General features: G+C 41.5%; 16 protein-coding genes and 1 pseudogene. 2 read left to right on the forward strand and 15 right to left on the reverse strand.

Translation table 11 applies throughout. The features are described from left to right. Positions 1-21: 21 nt before the first annotated feature. The 11 genes from CRO17_RS08755 to CRO17_RS08805 form a co-directional block, all read right to left on the reverse strand. Complete coding sequence (locus CRO17_RS08755; RefSeq protein WP_097041321.1) at positions 22-1551, reverse strand: response regulator transcription factor; 1530 nt, start codon at positions 1549-1551, stop codon at positions 22-24. After that, entirely contained in the window at positions 1551-3320 is a 1770-nt protein-coding gene (locus CRO17_RS08760; RefSeq protein WP_179636929.1) for a cache domain-containing sensor histidine kinase, read from the reverse strand. Before CRO17_RS08760 ends, CRO17_RS08755 begins: the two co-directional genes overlap by 1 nt. Next, complete coding sequence (locus CRO17_RS08765; protein ID WP_097041325.1) at positions 3310-4329, reverse strand: autoinducer 2 ABC transporter substrate-binding protein; 1020 nt, start codon at positions 4327-4329, stop codon at positions 3310-3312. The genes CRO17_RS08760 and CRO17_RS08765 overlap by 11 nt, the downstream gene beginning before the upstream one ends. 45 nt (positions 4330-4374) lie before the next feature. Next, entirely contained in the window at positions 4375-5136 is a 762-nt protein-coding gene (locus CRO17_RS08770) for a DeoR/GlpR family DNA-binding transcription regulator (RefSeq protein WP_097041327.1), read from the reverse strand. A 53-nt stretch (positions 5137-5189) separates the two neighbouring features. Continuing rightward, on the reverse strand, positions 5190-6443 hold the full coding sequence (gene rhaA, locus CRO17_RS08775; RefSeq protein WP_097041330.1) for an L-rhamnose isomerase: 1254 nt from the start codon (positions 6441-6443) through the stop codon (positions 5190-5192). Between the two features lie 12 nt (positions 6444-6455). Beyond that, entirely contained in the window at positions 6456-6770 is a 315-nt protein-coding gene (gene rhaM, locus CRO17_RS08780; protein WP_097041332.1) for an L-rhamnose mutarotase, read from the reverse strand. Next, positions 6754-8187 carry a rhamnulokinase gene (gene rhaB, locus CRO17_RS08785; RefSeq protein WP_097041334.1) on the reverse strand — a complete coding sequence of 478 codons (1434 nt, stop codon included), beginning with the start codon at positions 8185-8187 and terminating at the stop codon, positions 6754-6756. The genes rhaM and rhaB overlap by 17 nt, the downstream gene beginning before the upstream one ends. A gap of 12 nt (positions 8188-8199) precedes the next feature. Then, the gene (locus tag CRO17_RS08790; RefSeq protein ID WP_097041336.1) at positions 8200-10266 is read right to left on the reverse strand and encodes a bifunctional aldolase/short-chain dehydrogenase; all 2067 of its coding nucleotides are present in this window, start codon (positions 10264-10266) and stop codon (positions 8200-8202) included. A 126-nt stretch (positions 10267-10392) separates the two neighbouring features. Then, positions 10393-11643 (reverse strand): MFS transporter, encoded by a 1251-nt coding sequence (locus CRO17_RS08795; RefSeq protein WP_179636967.1) that lies wholly within the window; start codon positions 11641-11643, stop codon positions 10393-10395. 293 nt (positions 11644-11936) lie between these two features. Continuing rightward, positions 11937-12869 (reverse strand): DMT family transporter, encoded by a 933-nt coding sequence (locus CRO17_RS08800; protein ID WP_097041340.1) that lies wholly within the window; start codon positions 12867-12869, stop codon positions 11937-11939. 289 nt (positions 12870-13158) lie between these two features. Then, positions 13159-14166: an NAD(P)-dependent alcohol dehydrogenase gene (locus CRO17_RS08805; RefSeq protein WP_097041342.1), complete on the reverse strand. Its 1008-nt coding sequence runs from the start codon at positions 14164-14166 to the stop codon at positions 13159-13161. 284 nt (positions 14167-14450) lie between these two features. Between CRO17_RS08805 and CRO17_RS08810 the strand changes: the two genes are divergently transcribed. Next, a complete protein-coding gene (locus tag CRO17_RS08810; RefSeq protein ID WP_097041979.1) occupies positions 14451-15086 on the forward strand; it encodes a DUF1349 domain-containing protein in 636 nt (211 codons plus the stop codon). Between the two features lie 199 nt (positions 15087-15285). On the opposite strand, the gene CRO17_RS08815 is transcribed toward CRO17_RS08810, so the two are convergent. The 3 genes and pseudogenes from CRO17_RS08815 to CRO17_RS08825 form a co-directional block, all read right to left on the reverse strand. Continuing rightward, a complete protein-coding gene (locus tag CRO17_RS08815; RefSeq protein WP_097041344.1) occupies positions 15286-15882 on the reverse strand; it encodes a hypothetical protein in 597 nt (198 codons plus the stop codon). Positions 15883-16381: 499 nt separating this feature from the next. Beyond that, positions 16382-16477 (reverse strand): annotated as a pseudogene (locus CRO17_RS08820) (sporulation transcription factor Spo0A); the annotation flags it as partial. An 88-nt stretch (positions 16478-16565) separates the two neighbouring features. Continuing rightward, positions 16566-16844, reverse strand: a complete 279-nt coding sequence (locus CRO17_RS08825; RefSeq protein WP_097041346.1) for a hypothetical protein — start codon at positions 16842-16844, stop codon at positions 16566-16568. A gap of 313 nt (positions 16845-17157) precedes the next feature. Between CRO17_RS08825 and CRO17_RS08830 the strand changes: the two genes are divergently transcribed. Then, a complete protein-coding gene (locus CRO17_RS08830) occupies positions 17158-17829 on the forward strand; it encodes a hypothetical protein (protein WP_097041348.1) in 672 nt (223 codons plus the stop codon). A gap of 45 nt (positions 17830-17874) precedes the next feature. On the opposite strand, the gene CRO17_RS08835 is transcribed toward CRO17_RS08830, so the two are convergent. Continuing rightward, complete coding sequence (locus tag CRO17_RS08835) at positions 17875-18207, reverse strand: hypothetical protein (protein ID WP_097041350.1); 333 nt, start codon at positions 18205-18207, stop codon at positions 17875-17877. Positions 18208-18333 lie beyond the last annotated feature (126 nt).

Here is an 18333-nt window from a genome sequence, read left to right on the forward strand (position 1 = left end):
TCTATTCTTCTGCTGCTTTAGCTAACGACGTGTACGCCTGTATTCGGAGGGAGAAAAACCAGTATGTTTCTTAAAAATCTTTGTAAAGTATTTCTGGTCCTGATAGCCAACCGCTTCTGAGACCTCCGCCACTTTCTCATCGGTATCTTCTAACAGCTGCTTCGCAAGTTCCAGTCTTTGCTTCGTTACATAGTGCAGCACCGTTTCATTTGTGTGTTTTTTAAAATAAGCACAGAAATATGTTGGATTCATATACACATGCCCAGCTACTTGTTCAATTGTTATACTATCCTGCAAGTGATTCTGTATGAATACTTTAGCCCGTTCCACTGCCGTTTGGTCTGACTGCTTTTGAGACCGTATGCACAAATTGGCCAGCGTTCTCGTCCAGTTTTCAAATGCCTGCACCAACTCTGTCTCGGAAAGTGATCGGCTGGTGTGCTTGCCTAATCGCTGCAGCATGTTATTTACCTCTGTGACTGGCAGACGCCTGCTGACATCATGCAGCATCTCAATGCCGGTTGACTGCAGCAGTGCTGCAGTCCGTTCAACCTGCTGTAATGATGAGAGCTCTTTTTGCAAGCTTGTCAAAGCACTATCCAGCTTTTCAAATAACAATTGCTTGAAAGCAAAGCGCAGTGTACTCAAATCATCTTGCACGCTTCGACTGTATGCTTCTGTGCTTCCGATTTCTGCGATTTTGGGCCGCAGCTTCATCTCGATATGCTCTGTTTCCAGTGCAGAAGGCAGCAGCTCCAAATCCTGCAGCACTTGACCGGCAGAAGCAATCAACTGGAAAAACGTGCGGTGTGACAGTGTTTTTGCGAGCTCCTCAAATAGTTCAGATGAATTTGCATTATCCGTGTGAACAAGCAGCCCGAAGCTTCGTTCCTGATCCCACCACCACCAAAAATCTTGATCTGACCATTGCGCAGACAGTTCCGTTTCCAACAAGCGAATAACATTGCTCAGCTCCTGATGGAATCGGACTAAATCACGCTTGGATTTTTGCTGATAAAAGTCCAGAACAAATAGCTGACAAGTGAAATACATACCTTCCGGAAACATCTCAGTCCACTGCTGACCCGCGAGACTGCTTTCCCCAGATATCGCTCGCAGTACATGCAGCTGTTCCTGCTTCTGCTTTTCGGATATGAGCTGCTTCTGCTGTTCTTGCTTCTTTTCATACAATTCCAGCAGACGCTTTTGCAGCTGCTTCCGATCGATCGGTTTTAGCAAATAATCGTTTACTTTATTCCGCAATGCCTGTTGGACATATTCAAAGTCATCAAATCCGCTCAATACAAGATAATCACCTGTATAACCTGCCGATTTGAGAGATTGGATCAATGTTAAACCATCCATCACCGGCATTTTTATATCCGTGAGGACTACATCCGCTGCCTTCGTGCGTTCCCAGCCATCTATCGCTTCTTGTCCGTTGCTATATACCCCATTCACCGTACAATGCGGATGGCTGGTAATCAGACGCTCCAGTCCTTGACGAATTCGGTATTCGTCTTCCACAATGATTACGCGTAAATCCTCCATCAAGATCCCCCCAAACGCGATATTTGCTGAGATGGCAAATAAAGCAATACAGTCGCTCCTTGACGATTATTTTCCAGCGACACACCATAGTCAGCGCCATACAGCATCTTAATTCTATTTGCAACATTACTTAAACCATAATGAGCTGATTTGGAAGTTATGCCAGGCTCTAATGCCAGCTCCCTCTCCAGTGCTTCTCTTACGGCTGGATCAAATCCTGGTCCGTCATCCTTAATTGTCAGTACAAGTAAGCCTTGGGTTTGCTGAATCTTGATGCCAATATGAATGGCAGTTTGGACTTCAAGGCCATACTTAATGCTATTTTCTACAATAGGCTGAAGGATGAATTTTGGTACTTGCAAGCTCCCTGCTTCATCGGGATAATCTGTCGACCACGTAAGTCTGTCAAAAAAGCGAAATTGCTGAACAGAGAGAAAATTTTCGACATGTCTTATTTCCTCAGCAAGCGATACAAATTTAACACCATTATCTAAGGAATAGCGCAGCATTCTGCCGAGAGTCGTAATTATACGCATCACTTCCTCCTGCTCCCCTGCTTCTACTGCATAGTTGATTGTTTCTAATGTGTTAAAAATAAAATGCGGGTTGATTTGTGTCTGCAGGGCATATAATTCGGCTTCCTGCTGTTTTAATTTAATCATATAATTTTTTTGTATTAGATCGCGAATCTCTTCAATCATCATGTTATAACTCTCTGTCAGCCTGCCGACTTCATCCTGCTTTGTTACCGGCAATGTATGTTGAAACTCACCTTGCTGGGCGCTGCGCATATTTTGCATGAGGCGCTTGATCGGATGGGAGACATTATAGGCAGCAATACTATAGAAAAAAAGGCTGAAGCAAATAAATACTAGAAATAAAACGATAGATATCGTACGCGTTTGGTATTGTTTAGCAAATAGTATCTCGGTCGGTATTTCGTAGATTAAGGCATAGGTTTGCTGCATCACTGGTGTAATGCCAATAAGCTTTCTATCTTGCAGGAAACTGCCATTTTCAATCGGGTATGCCCGAAGGTTGACTGATGCTTTGTCTCTGCCGCTAGAGTCATAAGCAAGTCTTCCTGACATCTTGTCTGCAAGCATAATGCGAGCAGCACGATGGTCTTTCATCGAAGCTGTAATACGATCCACAAACGAAACGTCTAACGCAAGAAACATTGTTCCAAGATAGGTTTGATTGTCACGGTCTTGAATCGGTACGCCGATTAATAGATAATCAGCACCGCTGTCGAATACCAGGTTCGTCTCATGCGGAAGCAAGAGAATACTTCCTTTTTCCAATTCCAGGCTTTGTCCGTAAACGGCAGCTTCTGTTTTAGAAAAACCGCTATAGTTCTCCGTTGTTGCGGCAAATATCCGATTTTTAGAAAAAACAAATACACCGAGTAAATCGGAAGAGCTGGAGTGAAGGAAGCTATTGGACAAGTAGCGCTCCATCTCATATTGCTGCTGCATAGATTCAGCGTGTGATTGAAATGCATCCGTCCGCAATATCTCAATCGTCTGCTGTGACTGATAAATTCTTTCCGGCATCATGGTGACATCTTGCACATTTCGGTCGATTTGCTGACTTGCCTGTTCGAGCATTTGTGGAACTAGTGCACCTATTTGTTCCTCTGCGGCATTCATGTAGGCTGCATATATAAAGAATCCTAACAGGGAAACAGGGATGATTGTCAGTAACGTATAAGAGAACAGCAGCTTATGCATCAAAGGCAGATGATGGTATTTTCGCTTAGAAATCATATTGATCCACATTTTCTACCGTAAAATCAATTGGCTCATCCATAATGATTTGATCTCCATTTACTTGTATTCTGCCGACTCCATCAATCAGCATCCCATCATCTATAACGGTTCCATCACGTAAAAGTTTTGCAACCATAACCGTCAAGTACCCTAATCTTTTTGGGCTCCATAATGTAACAGTACGCACATTTCCTTCCTTTAAATGTGTATTCATGTCACGAGGTGAGGCCAAACCTACAACAGCAATAGTCTCTGTTAATCCTTTTTCTTTCAAAACAGAAGCCGCTGCTGGCGGACCAAGCGAGGCAATACCGATTATGCCTTTGAGTTCTGGATATGCAGTGGTAACTCGTTTTGCTTCTTGATAAGCTGTAACGGAACTGTCATCTGTATAAGCTACTTCGCGAAGAACTAAACGCGGATAATATGTTCGATTGTGCTGCTTGATCCAATGCAGCCATTCTTCTTGATTCAACGATGATGCAGACCCAGACAAGATAACATACGTCCCCTTTTCGCCGATTTGTCTTACTAAACTATCCAGTAAGTGCTGCCCTAGCCTTTCTGCATCTACCATATTTATAAAATAGTCTCTAGCTTCTGGGTGCGCATCTGCATCCCATGTCAGGACAGTTATTCCTTGCTTTTTAGCTTCTTTGAGAACTGGCGTCAGACGGTCAGGGTCAATAACACTTACAGCAAGTACGTCCACTTTTTGGCTGATAAAACGACGAATGATTTCCTCTTGCTGTGCTGCATTTGCTGTTGTCGGACCTTCAAAATGTACAGTTGCTCCAGTGTGTTTTGCTGCCTCTGCTACCCCCTCTTGTACCGCTTGAAAGTACGGTATTTCCATGACTTTCGGGACAATCGCAATATCAATCTGCTCTTTGGCTACAATTTGTTTGTCGGAGGATGCTGTATTTTGGACATAAAGGACATGACTTTTATTGCAAGCGCTTACAAAAATCAACAAGAATAACAAGATTATGAGTAACTTGCGCATAAAACCATCCTTAGCAACCCCGCAGTATACCTGCGGGGTCGATTTTTAGTTCACAGCTTGGAACTCTATATTCTGTTTTTCCAAATACGTTTTTGTACCCGTATCTATGTCTGTATCGGTGTATACCTTCTGAATTCGATTTAGCTCGGTGATGGTTGCGAATGCGCGCTTACCGAATTTACTTGAATCAGCAAGCAAAATAGTTTGACCTGCTATGTCGATCATTTGCTTCTTGATAATCGCTTGTTGTTCATTGGAGTCACTCAAACCATGCTCTACATGTACGCTTTTACAAGAAAGGAAGGTTTTATCGACATAATATGTCGTCAATGATCTCTCCGCCAGCGGACCGACGAATGATAACGATTTAGCCAGCAGCTGACCGCCGAGTGATATAACACGGATTTGGTCCTTGCTACTGCAGGCAAGTGCAACCTTAATACTATTGGTGATAATGGTTAGCGGCATATTGGGCAATTCCTTGGCCATGTACCACGCTGTCGTGCTAGCATCAAGAATAATCCGTTCGCCAGTGTGAATTTCTGCAACAGCAGCCTTTGCAATTGCCTGTTTCGCTTCCATGTGCATGACTTCCCGAGCCTCATACGCGATCTCAGATGCACCTTCTTCGATCCGGACTGCTCCGCCGTGACTCCGATGAAGCTGCTGTTCCTTCTCCAATTTTTCCAAGTCGCGCCGGATTGTTTCTTCGGTAACATGAAAGAGCGCACTTAACTCGGACACTCGAACACTAGCCCGCTCATTTACAACATCCACGATCTTCCTTTGTCTTTCTGCAACTAACATACCTTTTCCTGCCTTTGCCACGTTTTGATTATAGTGTAGCATAATCTTCTGTGTTACCGGCGAGCCAATTCGCTTCTTTCATATTCTTGAACATGCTGCAGCCAAGCCATGCCGCGCGGAACTTGCATCTCCTGGCAGAAATAATCCCATATGGCACCGAATGGATAACTTTTCAATTCTTCCATTAACATCAATCTTTCTGTGAACTGTCCTTTTTCTTGATAGTTTTTCAATTCTGCATGCGGAGTTAATAAAGCATAAAGAAGCGCTTTTTGCATATTGCGAGTACCGATTACCCAGGCCGCCACTCGGTTAATGCTGGCATCAAAGAAATCCAGACCGATTCGAATTGTATCTAATGCATCATTGCGGACAAGCTCGTTAGCGATTTCCTTTAGCTCGTCATCAAACGTGACCACATGATCACTGTCCCAGCGCACAGGACGGGAGACGTGCAGTGCAATCTTATCTGTAAATACTTGCATACCGCTAATTTTATTTGATACCATTTCTGTCGGATGATAATGACCTGTGTCCATAAGCAAATATTTGCCGCGTGTCAAAGCGTAACCCATATAAAATTCATGAGAACCGACAACATAGGATTCAGAGCCTAATCCGAATAGCTTGCTTTCCACAGCATCTATATTGTACTTTTCATCAATTTCTACTGCGAATACTTGATCAAGCGAACGCTTCAGTCTTTCTCGCGGCGTTAATCGGTCACTCGGAACGTCTTTATAACCATCCGGAATCCAAATATTCGTTAAACTCGGTGTGCCAAGCTCTTTGCCGAAGTACTCGCCAATTTTACGGGAGGCAATGCAATGTTCGATCCAGAATTGGCGAATTTCCTCGTCAGGATGGGCGAGTGTCAGTCCATCCGCTGCTTTTGAATGGGAAAAAACAGTTGGATTAAAGTCGAGACCAAGATTGTGCTGCTTCGCCCATTCAACCCAATTGCGGAAATGCTCGGGCTTTATTTCATTGCGTTCAACATGCTGACCATCCGTTTCGGCATAAATGGCGTGCAAATTAATTCGGTGTTTCCCCGGTATCAAACGGAGCGCCATTTCCAAGTCGGAACGCAGCTCTTCTGGTGTTGTTGCTTTTCCAGGATAATTACCGGTCACATCAATGCCGCCTGATAGTTCGTTCTGCTGCACCTCAAACCCGCCAATGTCATCACCTTGCCAGCAGTGAATACTGATTGGTATCGTTTTCAATTTTTCCAATGCAGCTTCTACGTCCACTCCTAGTGTCTCGTACATCGATTTCGCCATTTCATACGCTTTGATTACTGTCATTTTTTATCCTCCTTAAGCTAAATGAAATACTTCTGTTAACGATTCGCTAACTGGACTATGATCCGGATTTGTCTGCATGATATCCTGCATATACACCCACCAGCGCTGACATATTTCTGTTTCTGCGATATGCGCGTGTAATTCTTCTGATTCAACTTCTAAGTAAGCAAATAACATTGCTGTAGGTTCGTGCAGGAAGATACCATAGTTGCTGACACCATGTTCTTTCAGCACTTGCTTCATCTCCGGCCAAAGCTGGTCGTGACGCTTTTTATACTCCTCGAATTTATCGCGGTACACGTACATAACACTAGCTTTTCGAATCATAAACTGTTCTTCCTTTCTCTGCACCAGCCGGAACAAAGGTTCGCAAGGGGAAAGACGACCGTATTAGCTGTCTTCCGGCATCCAAGGAAGCAAGCTCACCCGCTGCTATCATCTGTACAATCAGGTTACCAAGCGCAGTTGCTTCTGTAGGCCCTGCTATTACTTGTAAACCGCTGTAGTCAGCAGTCAGCTGATTTAGGATTTGATTTTGTGCGCCGCCGCCTACGATGTGAAGTGTCTGCAGTTCTTCACCTGTAAGCCTTTCCAATTCTATCAATGCTTCACTGTAGATGACTGCCAAATTATGAAAGACTGTATAACTCAGCTCTCCAATCGTCTTCGGCACGTACTGGTCTGTTTCCCGGCAATAATCCTGTAATTCTTCAATCATATTATCCGGCTTCAAAAAACGGACATCATTCAAATGAACAGCCGGCGGCCGCTTTACATCGGCCTTCATCGCCTCTTCGACCATTTCTGCGTAATTATAATCTACTGGATATAAACTTCTAATCTCCTGGATGATCCACATTCCAATAATATTTTTTAAATAGCGGTATGTTTGGTCAACTCCCCACTCATTCGTAAAATTCAACTCCAGACTGCTGTCATTCAGTATCGGCTGCCTGCGCTCTGTCCCAAGCAGGGACCACGTACCACTGCTCAAATAAGCCCAATTTTCACCGCTTGCTGGCACACCGGCAATGGCAGATGCCGTGTCATGTGAACCTACTGCAATAACCCTACAATCTGGCAAGTCATAGGCATCCTGCAGCTTTTCTGTAATGCTGCCGATCACGGTGCCTGGTTCGACCAGCTCCGCAAATTGACTGGCATGAACACCTGCCAGATTTAGAAGCTCTTCATCAAATGTACGGCTCACAGGATTCAGAAGCTGCATGGTAGAAGCATTTGTTGCTTCCATCACTTTCTTTCCAGTCAGCCGGTAGTTAAGATAGTCTGGAACAAGCAGGACCGTTTCCGTTTGCCGGATAACCTCCTCTTTTTCTGAAATAAATTGGTATAGGCTATTGAACGGCTGGAACTGAATACCTGTTTTACGATAGATGTCACTCTTCGGCATCGTCTCCCACACTTGCTCCATTACGCCATCTGTCCGGGAATCGCGGTAAGCAATCACATTGCGTAATCGCTCACCATCCTTCCCAAGCAGTGCATAATCAACTGCCCACGTATCTATTCCAAGTGTACACGCAGTAATCCCCTGCTGCTTCGCAATTTGCAAACCGCGAAGGATTTGTTCTTCCAAATGGTCAATATCCCAGCAGTTGAATTCTCCTTGTTTTTGATAGCCATTAGCGAAACGATGGATCTCCTGTATAACAAGCTTCCCTTCTTTCAGTTCCCCAGTAATAAGACGACCGCTTGACGCTCCGATATCAACCGCTATATGCATATGATATCCCCCTTATCTTGTAAAGGCAGCCGGAACGCCGCCGTCTACTGTAATCATGCATCCTGTTGTTTTAAGGGCAGCGTCTGAGGCGAAGAATGCAATTGATTCGGCAATATCTCTTGGAAATATGTTCACTCCTAATGTTGTTCGTTTCCGGTAATGCTCTTCCAGCTCATCTGGTGAAATATTGTAAGCTGCCGCGCGTTCTTCCCGCCATTTTGAGCCCCATATTGCTGATCCTTGCAGCACCGCATCAGGCAAGACACCGTTCACGCGGATACCATAGCTGCCACCCTCTGCCGCAATGCATCTAGCCAAGTGCATTTCCATTGCTTTTACGGAGCTGTAAGCAGCTGCATTTTTGCCAGCGTAGACAGAGTTTTTCGAACCGACAAACACCATGCTGCCGCCAATTCCCTGCTGTTTCATTAGTCGGAAGGCTTCACGGGCGACAAGGAAATACCCTGTACCTAATACGTCCATATTAAGCTGCCATTCTTTTAATGTTGTTTCATCGAAAGGACTGCTTGTTGCCAAACCTGCGTTGTTTACAATATGATCAACGCCGCCATACTGTCTAACAGCAGTCTCAAACGCTTTTGCAATGGCTTCTTCAGATGTTACATCCATTTTGACTGCAACCGCACGGCCTTCGCCATATTTCTCGTTCAACTCGGACGCAATCCTTTCTGCGCCTTCCATGTTGATATCGGTTACAACAGCATGCGCACCATCTTTCAGAAATACACGCAGTGTCTCGCTTCCAATACCGCCTGCTCCGCCAGTAACGAGAACAACAGAACGGCTGAACCTAGCTTCAGGCGGAGCCAAAGACAGCTTATACAGTTCCAGCGGCCAATATTCCACGGAAAATGATTCCGATTCAGATAGTGATACAAATTCTCCTAGTGCAGTTGCTCCTTTCATCACAGAAATAGCGCGATGATACAAAGCCGAGCTAATATTCGCCGCTTTTTTGTCCTTCCCAGTTGTAACCATACCTACGCCTGGAATAAGGACGACTCTTGGTACTGGTTCGAACATAACGTCGCCTTCAGAAGCGTTACGCTGGAAATAATCCTTGTAATCCTTCGCAAAAGCTTTAATACCAGCTCGAACTTTCTGCTGTAAATCCTCCGCACTGTCAGATGCTGGATCAAACGCGACGTATAAAGGCGTGCGCTTCGTATGTACGAGATGATCCGGACATGCAGCACCTACCTGACTTAGCTGCTCTGCTTGTTCACTATTTACAAATTCCAAAACATCTTCACTATCATCAAAGCTTAAAATCATTTTCTTCTCTTCACTAACGGCCCCTCTGATGATTGGCATAACCTTCGTAATTAGCGCATTCCGAGCATCTTTATCCAGACTAGCAACTTTCTCGCCGCCGAAAGGTGCAGTATTAAATTGTTTTTCTTTTATATATGCTTCTGCTTCGCTAATCACCGCAATTGTTCGGTCATAACTTTCCTTAGCCGTGTCTCCCCATACGACTAATCCATGCTTCTCCATAAGAACTAACTCTGCTTGCGGATTCGCCGCGACTGCTTCTGCAATCATCTTAGATAGTGTAAATCCAGGACGGATATAAGGAACCCAGACATATCGGTCTCCGAAAATTTCTTTGGCAATGTCTTGCCCGTTATCTGCACAGCAAATGCTGATAATGCTATCAGGGTGCGTATGATCAACATGCTTGAAAGGAAGAAAAGCATGCAGCAGCGTTTCGATGGAGGCACGCGGATGACTCGCGTCAATCATACAGTTTGTCAAATAAGCAACCATTTCTTCATCCGGCATTGCTTCTCTTTCCATTAACGGACGTATATCTTCCATACGAAGACCGGTAAAATTATGCGCTCCCATCGTCGCCAAATCAGAACCGCTTCCTTTTACATACATGACTTCTACAGGCCGTCCGCGGAAGTCTTCTACTGTCGTCTTCATAGATGTGTTGCCGCCGCCCCAGTTACAAACCGAGCGGTCACTTCCGATTAAATTGGACCGATACACTAGTACTCCTAAACCTTCTTGCAGATTCGCTTCTTTGTCATCCCATTTGTTTTGTACCAATTCCAACACTCCTCTTCTTGAATGTACGCTATTTATAAAGCGCTTTCAATAACTGATTTCATTATACATGATGCAGAAGCGCTTTTGTGTGTTTTTCTTTATTTTTATTTGTTTATTTTTGTTTTGTTAACTTTTTGCTTGTTTTCTGTTTACAGGAATACTTCCGTATCGTTCTTCTTGAATTTGTTCTAATGACTTTCCTCTCGTCTCTGGTGCCATGATCAACCCTGCCACAGCCGCAATCAGCAAGAAACCAATCATAACCATACCAGCTGCCTGGAAACCAAAGGAGCTAATCATCAGCGGAACGACTAGCGAAATCAAACCAACTGCCACTCTCGCCAGAGCAAAAATAAATCCTTGTGCTTTGGCCCGGTAACGCGTATGAAACAGTTCACCAGCCCATAAGCCATAAAACGCCTGCGCACCAAATCCTGCAGCAATCCCCCATAAGACTACGAATGTAAACAGCTCAAACATTCCCATCCCGCCAAAAGTAAGCACTAGCCATGCAGCAATCCCCATACCTGCACCTATTCCGTAGAGCAGTTTCCGGTTTACACGATCACCAAGTTTAATGAAGACAAAGTAAGTAGCTGCAACTGTCAATGTCCAGAGGAAGCCTTGCAGTAAATTCGCCTGTGATGCAGATAAACCGCCCACTGTCTCGTAAATATACGGCATGAAATAACCCATTACACCTGCTACAAGATTCCAAAAAACATAAATACCAACAAGCAGAACAATTGCCTGCAGGTTTGCTTTAACCGTAAATAATTGCTTCCATGATACATCTTGTGATCCAATAGCTTTGCGGCTTTTTTCTTTCGCTTTTTCTTCTGTCCAAATTTTTGATTCACCTATTTGCTGCTGCAATATCCATGTAATTAAAGCGACAACAAAGAGTTGTGCAAAAATAATCCGGCTGCCAAGCAGACCTAATGGCGCTAGCATTACCGATAAAAATAAAGTAATTGCCGGTCCAATTGACCAAGCCAGCTGCCCCCAGCCAACGCGAGCGGCTCTTTCTCCTTTTGGTGCTTCTTCCGCAATATAAGTCCATGCAGCTGGAATAGCTGCTCCAACAGCAATTCCGGTAACCACATACCCGACTAGAAGCATTGGGAAATTAAATGAAAATGTAATGAGCAGAATCCCTAGCATGTACACAAGCAAATCATATTTATATATGAACTTCCTGCCAAACTTGTCCACTAAAATACCGCCCAGAAAAGCACCAATCGCTGAACCAAAACCATTAGCACTTAATGCACCAAGCAAACCTAGCTTTGCATCATTTAAATTCAAATACTCCATCCACAAAGTCAAACCGCCAGCACCTGCTACAATTGAACCTGCTTCCAGATAGTTGGACATCGCTACCGTGATGGTAGCCTTTAAACTCCCCTGTTTTTCCGCCAATGTTCATCCTCCTCTGCGTTAATAATACATAAAGCGCTTTCATTTTACTTGACGTTTTGGATTATACACTATTTTATTTTATTTGTGTTGATTTGTATTTAATTACTTTTGTTTAAATCTTGACGGTTTTAATAAGCGTTACTTCAGTTAACATAATTATATTATGATAAACAAAAAAAGACTTGCATCATCTGCATGACAATGCAAGCCTTTATATTTACTTCCCTAATGAACACAATTCGCCCTACTTAAAATAATTTTATCAGAATAACTCCACCTAAAATCAGCACCAACCCAACAATTTGAATCCAGTCAATTCGCATTTTCGGCGAGTTGATCAAACCAAAACGCTGAATCAGCAAGCTTCCGGCTATCTGACCGAATAAAACTAAGATAACCGTTTGGCCGGTTCCTATTTGTCCGACTAAATAAACGTTAACTAAAACGTATACCGCACCTATAAGCCCGCCGATCCATACAATCCAGGGTGCTTTTTGTTTAATAGGCGCTTTTACTCCTGTAAAAGAGCGCTCCTTTACAGCAACTACTATAATCAGCGTTACTGCTCCAACAAAGAAGGATATAAACGCTGCTTGAACAGATGAATTTAACACTACTCCAAGCTGGCCGTTAATTGCTACTTGTGTAGACGCCAGCATACCTGAAATCACTCCGATAAGACGCCAAACCCATTGCATGAGGTTACGATTGCTCTTAACTTCTTTGCGTGATCTTACTTCCTGAATGGCAATTGCCAGGAAGACGCCGACTAACAATAAAGCAATCCCGAAGACTCTATTAACACCAAATGGAACTTTCATTGAAGAAAACCATCCGAAGTTATCAATCAGCATCCCCATAATGATTTGCCCGAGAATAGGCATAATTGCTGTTTGAACACTGCCAAGCTTCGGAAACAATAAAATGTTAACCGTAAGAAAAATAACACCAAGCATCCCGCCCAGCCAAATCCAGATTGGCTGATTCGAAATAAGGTCCCATGAAATTCCGAGCGGTGCGCCGGACACCAATGTAGTAACAAATAAGAAAACAGCTCCTATTGTAAAGGAAATCATAGAAGCTAAATAAGGGGAAATAACAAACTTTCGCAGCTGGGAATTTACAGCTGTTTGAAATGACAAACCTGAACCAATCAGTACACCTAATAACGCAGCAATCATAAACAAGAACTCCCTAATATTTTTATCGTTTTTTGCCTGTTTAATGATAAAGTTACGGAGGCGATAGTGCGTTGTACCATATATCTTTCGTATGTATCTTCCTCTCTAGCCAGTTACTCTTTACCTGTTGCTTGCTGTATCTAGTTTCATTTAAGATAAAAACGCCTCTCTTTATCGGCGATCGATAAACAGAAGCGTTAGTACCTTTCCTTTTACTATTATGCCAGAAAAAAAACCGTTTGTCGGCTTATTTTAAATTTGTATGCTATTTGTCTCGTTATCGCTTCTGCTACGGCGTTCTTTCATGTAAATCGTTCTCATCCAATGCAGAGATTTGTATAATTACTTTCCCGCCGATATGCCCCTTATTGAAATAGTGAAAAGCTTCTTGAATATCTTCAAGCATAAAATTGCGGACAATTACTGGTTTTATGCCGCCTTCTTCAGCTATTTCTTTTAATAAAACAAGATCTTCTTGTTTTGGTCTATGTAAAAAGCTGCTGAATCTCTTGCTGCTCATCTTTGAAATTAATGGACCAAAAAGCAAAACACGTGATAACTGAGCTCCGGAACCACCTACATGAACGAATACTCCGCCTGATTTTAATGCCTGTTTGTATATAGAAAGAGGCTGAAAGCCATTCACCCCAATAATGACATCATAATGCCTCGGAGCCAGTGAAAAATCTGCGCCTTGATAGTCAATAATGTAATCAGCTCCATGCTGTTCTATGCTATGTTTATGTTTCTGACTGCAAACCGCTGTTACTTCTGCTCCATAATGCTTGGCAAGCTGAATGAAGAAAGTTCCAACACCGCCCGAGGCACCATATATCAATACTTTTTGCCCCAGCTTTATGTTGCCTTTATCACGTAACGCTTGCAATGCTGTCACTCCAGCCATTGGTAATGCAGCAGCTTCTTCATATGATAAATTAGCTGGCTTTAAAGCAAGTGCATGTTCAGGAACAGCCGCATATTCTGAGAAAGCTCCCCACCCACTGCTCGATAAGTCCCCAAAAACCTCATCTCCTGTTTTAAATTGAGTAACATCCTTCCCGATTGCTTCAATTCGACCTGCAAAATCCCCACCGGGAACAGCGTATTTTGGCTTAGATAATCCAAATGCAAAACGAGCTGCGAAAGGTTTACCTTTTAATAACACAAGGTTCCCTTGATTTAACGAGGAGGCGTGTATTTTCACTAGTACTTCTATATTCCCCGGAACCGGCTTTTCAATATCCATAAGCTGCAGTACATCAGGTAAGCCATATTTTGTCTGAATAACAGCTCTCATTTCTTCACCTCATCGGATTGTAGCCTTATTAAAGCTTCTCACTAACTTTATTCGATAATCCTAAGCATATTCGCTTTATTCCTTTCCCGAAAACATAAGTTGCCCCTAAAATCTTACATGAAATCTTAGGTGCAGCTTATTACTTGCAGTTCTTTTTTAATATTATATCGAATTATTTAGAATGGTATCTGATAACTCATAAAAGAAGTATATATCCCTATTCTTGGTGTATGGAAGAAAACGTATAATTGGATTTATCTACAGAAATCGGAGGGATTCAGGTGATGAAACAAGTTCTGTTAGAAGAACGATTTGGAGATGTAAAATTAAGTAACTTACTGCAATGGCGTTTTGAGCCTCATCATTGGTTAATTGATAAACAAACTTCTCAATTAATTCTAAAAACTGATCCCAAAACTGATTTCTGGCAAAAAACGCATTATGGTTTTGAAAATGACAATGGGCATTTTCTGTATATGAAAACAGATAAGAATTTTCGAATGACTACCAAGGTGAAAGCCTTGCCAAATTCAAAGTATGACCATGCCGGATTAATGATTCGCTATTCAAAAGACGTCTGGGTTAAAACTTCTTTAGAATATATAACATATAACTTGAGCAAATTGGGCGCAGTGGTTACAAATCAAGGCTACTCAGATTGGTCCACACAATATGTAAAAGATAAAGATATCGAGTTATACTTCCGGATATCCAGAATTGCTCAGAATTGTTATATCGACTTTTCCTGGGATGGCGAGGAATGGATGCAAATGCGCATCGCTCATTTGGACATTCCCGATGATGCTTGCATTTCAGCCGGATTGTTTGCATGCAGTCCGCAGGGCAAAGGCCAATCTGTGCACTTTGATTTTCTTACGATAGCTGAACTTTCTTCTGATCCAAATGAAGCTTACTTATAATCCAACGTGCTGCCAAAGGGCAGCTTTTTTCGTTTTCTGCAGATAATTTGTTTGAGCCGAGCACTCCAACCATTAAGAACAAGCTGTGCTAATAAAGCATGTTTTCGCCGTATACGGTCCGAGAGGATTCAACTATTATCGTACATACAAGCCAAATCTGCCCCTTCTAACTGATCAAATCCAGTAAGCTATATAAAAGTTAAAATTCTAAATCAAAGGATAAATCTCCATGCCAGTAATACACATTTACATTTGCGTGTTCGAGTCCAATCGTTCCTTTTAAATACGCAATAAATAAATCAAAATCAGTTTGCGTTATTTCCTCATGATGGTTATTAAACGTAATCACAATCATTGGTTTTCCTTCGGCTATGTCGTAACTAACATCAATATATCTTGTATCTCCAAAACGCTTCTTTATATACTTTTCCACTTTAGGTGTTATGTCACGTTCTGCGTGTTTCTCTTGTTTTTCCAAGGAGATTGAGTCTTCCATCCGATTCATTTTTTCATCATAAAATACTGTGAAAATTTCATCAGAATTCATGTTTTTCACTGTAACGCCATATTCAAAATACCCATAGTGCTTAAAGTCAGTGGACGATGAAATATTTTGTATCTTATAATTCAAGTCTGGATAGCTGTTAGCTAGATACTCTTGTGTCTTTCTGACCGCTTCCTCTTGCTCTTTTTCATTAAGAATTGCAATAATTTTAAAAGCTCCAGCTATTAGCAGGAAAATTACAATGATTCCACCGAGTATGTATGTTAACCACTTAAGGCCTTTGTTCATCATAATTCCCCTTCCTTGTTATGGAATTTACACTTTGCATAGAATTGTAACGCGCACTGCTTAGAAGTTCTTTGCATAATCATACAAAAAACATATAATGTGGTGCATTTTTAAATGTGCATACATTTATTTGTAATTTAGAAGTGTAATGCTTCCCCTCTCATTTACAGACTATACCTTCGCAAAATTTCTTTACCAGTTAAGATAATTGAAAAGCGCATTGACGTTGTGTTGAAAATTATATAAGTCTTTTCACTAACTATCTTACCAAAATGTACTGAAAGGCCGACGTATTCTTTTCTATTTTGGAATAAATAAAAAATCCGGTTACTGCCATATGCAGATTCCCATCAATTTATGCTCAAAACAAAAAACGTCCTCCTTACCGGACAGACCCGATAAATTAGGACGCTCATACGATTCCGAATAGTATTTATTATTTCCGATACCGCTTGTCAGCTTATTTGTGCAAGTGAAGCTTAAGAATCACTTTTATTCAGTATCAACTGGCGCGATGTTCAAGCCGCAGACGGTCGGCTACCATTGTGATAAATTCGGAGTTAGTCGGTTTTGCTTTTGAAACACTGACAGTATATCCGGCGGTTCAAAGCGTTGGTATTAAGCGATTCTCACAGATTTTCATGTAGCTTTAAATGTTAATTTGTTGGTGATACGTACACCCTAGTTTATAGCCCCTCTGAGGCTGGTATAATACCAGTAAGAGTCCATCCTTTTTGTGCTGTAACCTTAATAAGAGATATTGTTAACTCCTCAGCTTTTTCAGCATTTCTAATATATTCAGGTAATTGTTCAATTATAATTTTCAAACCATCAGCAGGAGCCGCAAGTCTACTCTTTAACTCTTGAAATGCATTTGCTGCTTCTGTTATTGGATTAATCATTTGTTGATAGCTTCTTACTTTGGCAGCTATTCTATTGATCAGTTCTGTCGGTGTTTCATTCATAATCTCACCTCACTAAAAATAATTACTTATCTACCATTAGCGTAATATAATCAGGTTCTTTCACTCTAAATTATATACCATTTATAGGAAACCAAAAATCCCCCTTCTCTTATGAGGAGGGGGATCTTAACTAGACTCCTAGTTTTATACCTTTACTACTAGTCAGTAAGTGGTATTATTAGATACTTTTTAAAATTAGTCGGTGTCATTAATACCATTTTACTGGAAACCCATTTCACAATCTCTACCAAACTTGTAAGATAGCACCTACAGGTTATTCTAAAACCTGAATTAATTTAAGGAGGAGTTTATTTTGTATTTATCCCTTAAGTCCAAGGTGTCCATTGTATTTATGTCTTGTTTGCTAATATTTGGAGCTTTTACACCATTGCTCAACTCTGTAAGTGCAAAGGAGTCTAGTGAACCAGTTCTTGACCAAAAGACTATTGATTTAGCAGATTCTTATATTGATGTAATAAACGGTAAATTTGAAATTTCAAACGAAAAAGAGTTAAAGAAAAAAGTCGGGGAAGAAAAGTACAACAAAATAATAAATGAGGTTAATGATAAAAATAATGTACTTAGTCAAATTTCCACAGAAGAGAAAAATAATATGCAAATCGTGGGAAATACCATCACTTTCGAGGGAAAGACTGATGCTAAATTCCAAGTAGCAGCAAGTAAAGGCAGAAATGCCATCACAACTCATTGGTGGGGGTATAAAGTTTATTTAAATGACAATCTTACTTCAACTACGGCTCAGGCGCTTGCTGCCGGTGGAGGAGCTGCTACCTTAGTTGGCATTTGGGCTCCATGGTTCTCTATTCCAACAGCAGTTTTGAAAGCTGTAGCTGCTTCAGCCGCTCTAGTGCTTGGTGGTAGTGCGACAATATTATTAACACAAAACAAAGGGAAAGGCGTATATTTAAGATTTACAGGTATAGTGCCTGCGCACGTTATATATACAGGAACTTTCCCTCAGTAACATAGATCATAATTAAGCGATAGCTTGTATAGCTATCGCTTTTCTTTACTTTTTCGAATTATAAAAAATATATTCAAGCACTATTCTTGCAGTTAATATTACAAGTAGTATGGCATATATAATATTTGAACCTACAATATTAAAAAAGAATGTATCCAATAATGCCACCACCACTCCAACAGATAAAGAACCTCTAAATAATATTTCAAATTTTCTATATCTACCGCTATCACCATGTATCTTATCCATTAACCCAGTTGTAGCAACCATTGCGACAACAAGTAGAAAAGGAAACCAAAAACTCTGATACACAAAAAAGAAAAACGCTAATACAGTGACTACCATTGGAAAGGTAAATTTTACTTGAGTAAAATGCAATAATATCACTCCTTTATTTTATGGTAAAAGATGGAGCAACCTTTGACAATCGGCATTTTTACACATTTCAAATTACTTACCGTGTAACGAAAAAAATCCCCTCCTCAAATTAATGAGAAGGGGTAT

It is taken from the genome of Terribacillus aidingensis (assembly GCF_900215625.1).
In the GTDB taxonomy this organism is placed as follows: Bacteria; Bacillota; Bacilli; order Bacillales; family Amphibacillaceae; genus Terribacillus; species Terribacillus aidingensis.

What these genes read in the sequence shown, in the direction of transcription:
- CRO17_RS08800 (WP_097041340.1), bottom strand. Translation starts at nt 12,869, where the DNA reads ATGATTGCTGCGTTATTAGGTGTACTGATTGGTTCAGGTTTGTCATTT.
- CRO17_RS08755 (WP_097041321.1), bottom strand. Translation starts at nt 1,551, where the DNA reads ATGGAGGATTTACGCGTAATCATTGTGGAAGACGAATACCGAATTCGT.
- CRO17_RS08810 (WP_097041979.1), top strand. Translation starts at nt 14,451, where the DNA reads ATGAAACAAGTTCTGTTAGAAGAACGATTTGGAGATGTAAAATTAAGT.
- rhaA (WP_097041330.1), bottom strand. Translation starts at nt 6,443, where the DNA reads ATGACAGTAATCAAAGCGTATGAAATGGCGAAATCGATGTACGAGACA.
- rhaM (WP_097041332.1), bottom strand. Translation starts at nt 6,770, where the DNA reads ATGATTCGAAAAGCTAGTGTTATGTACGTGTACCGCGATAAATTCGAG.
- CRO17_RS08770 (WP_097041327.1), bottom strand. Translation starts at nt 5,136, where the DNA reads ATGTTAGTTGCAGAAAGACAAAGGAAGATCGTGGATGTTGTAAATGAG.
- CRO17_RS08765 (WP_097041325.1), bottom strand. Translation starts at nt 4,329, where the DNA reads ATGCGCAAGTTACTCATAATCTTGTTATTCTTGTTGATTTTTGTAAGC.
- CRO17_RS08795 (WP_179636967.1), bottom strand. Translation starts at nt 11,643, where the DNA reads ATGTCCAACTATCTGGAAGCAGGTTCAATTGTAGCAGGTGCTGGCGGT.
- CRO17_RS08825 (WP_097041346.1), bottom strand. Translation starts at nt 16,844, where the DNA reads ATGAATGAAACACCGACAGAACTGATCAATAGAATAGCTGCCAAAGTA.
- CRO17_RS08815 (WP_097041344.1), bottom strand. Translation starts at nt 15,882, where the DNA reads ATGATGAACAAAGGCCTTAAGTGGTTAACATACATACTCGGTGGAATC.
- CRO17_RS08805 (WP_097041342.1), bottom strand. Translation starts at nt 14,166, where the DNA reads ATGAGAGCTGTTATTCAGACAAAATATGGCTTACCTGATGTACTGCAG.
- CRO17_RS08760 (WP_179636929.1), bottom strand. Translation starts at nt 3,320, where the DNA reads ATGATTTCTAAGCGAAAATACCATCATCTGCCTTTGATGCATAAGCTG.
- rhaB (WP_097041334.1), bottom strand. Translation starts at nt 8,187, where the DNA reads ATGCATATAGCGGTTGATATCGGAGCGTCAAGCGGTCGTCTTATTACT.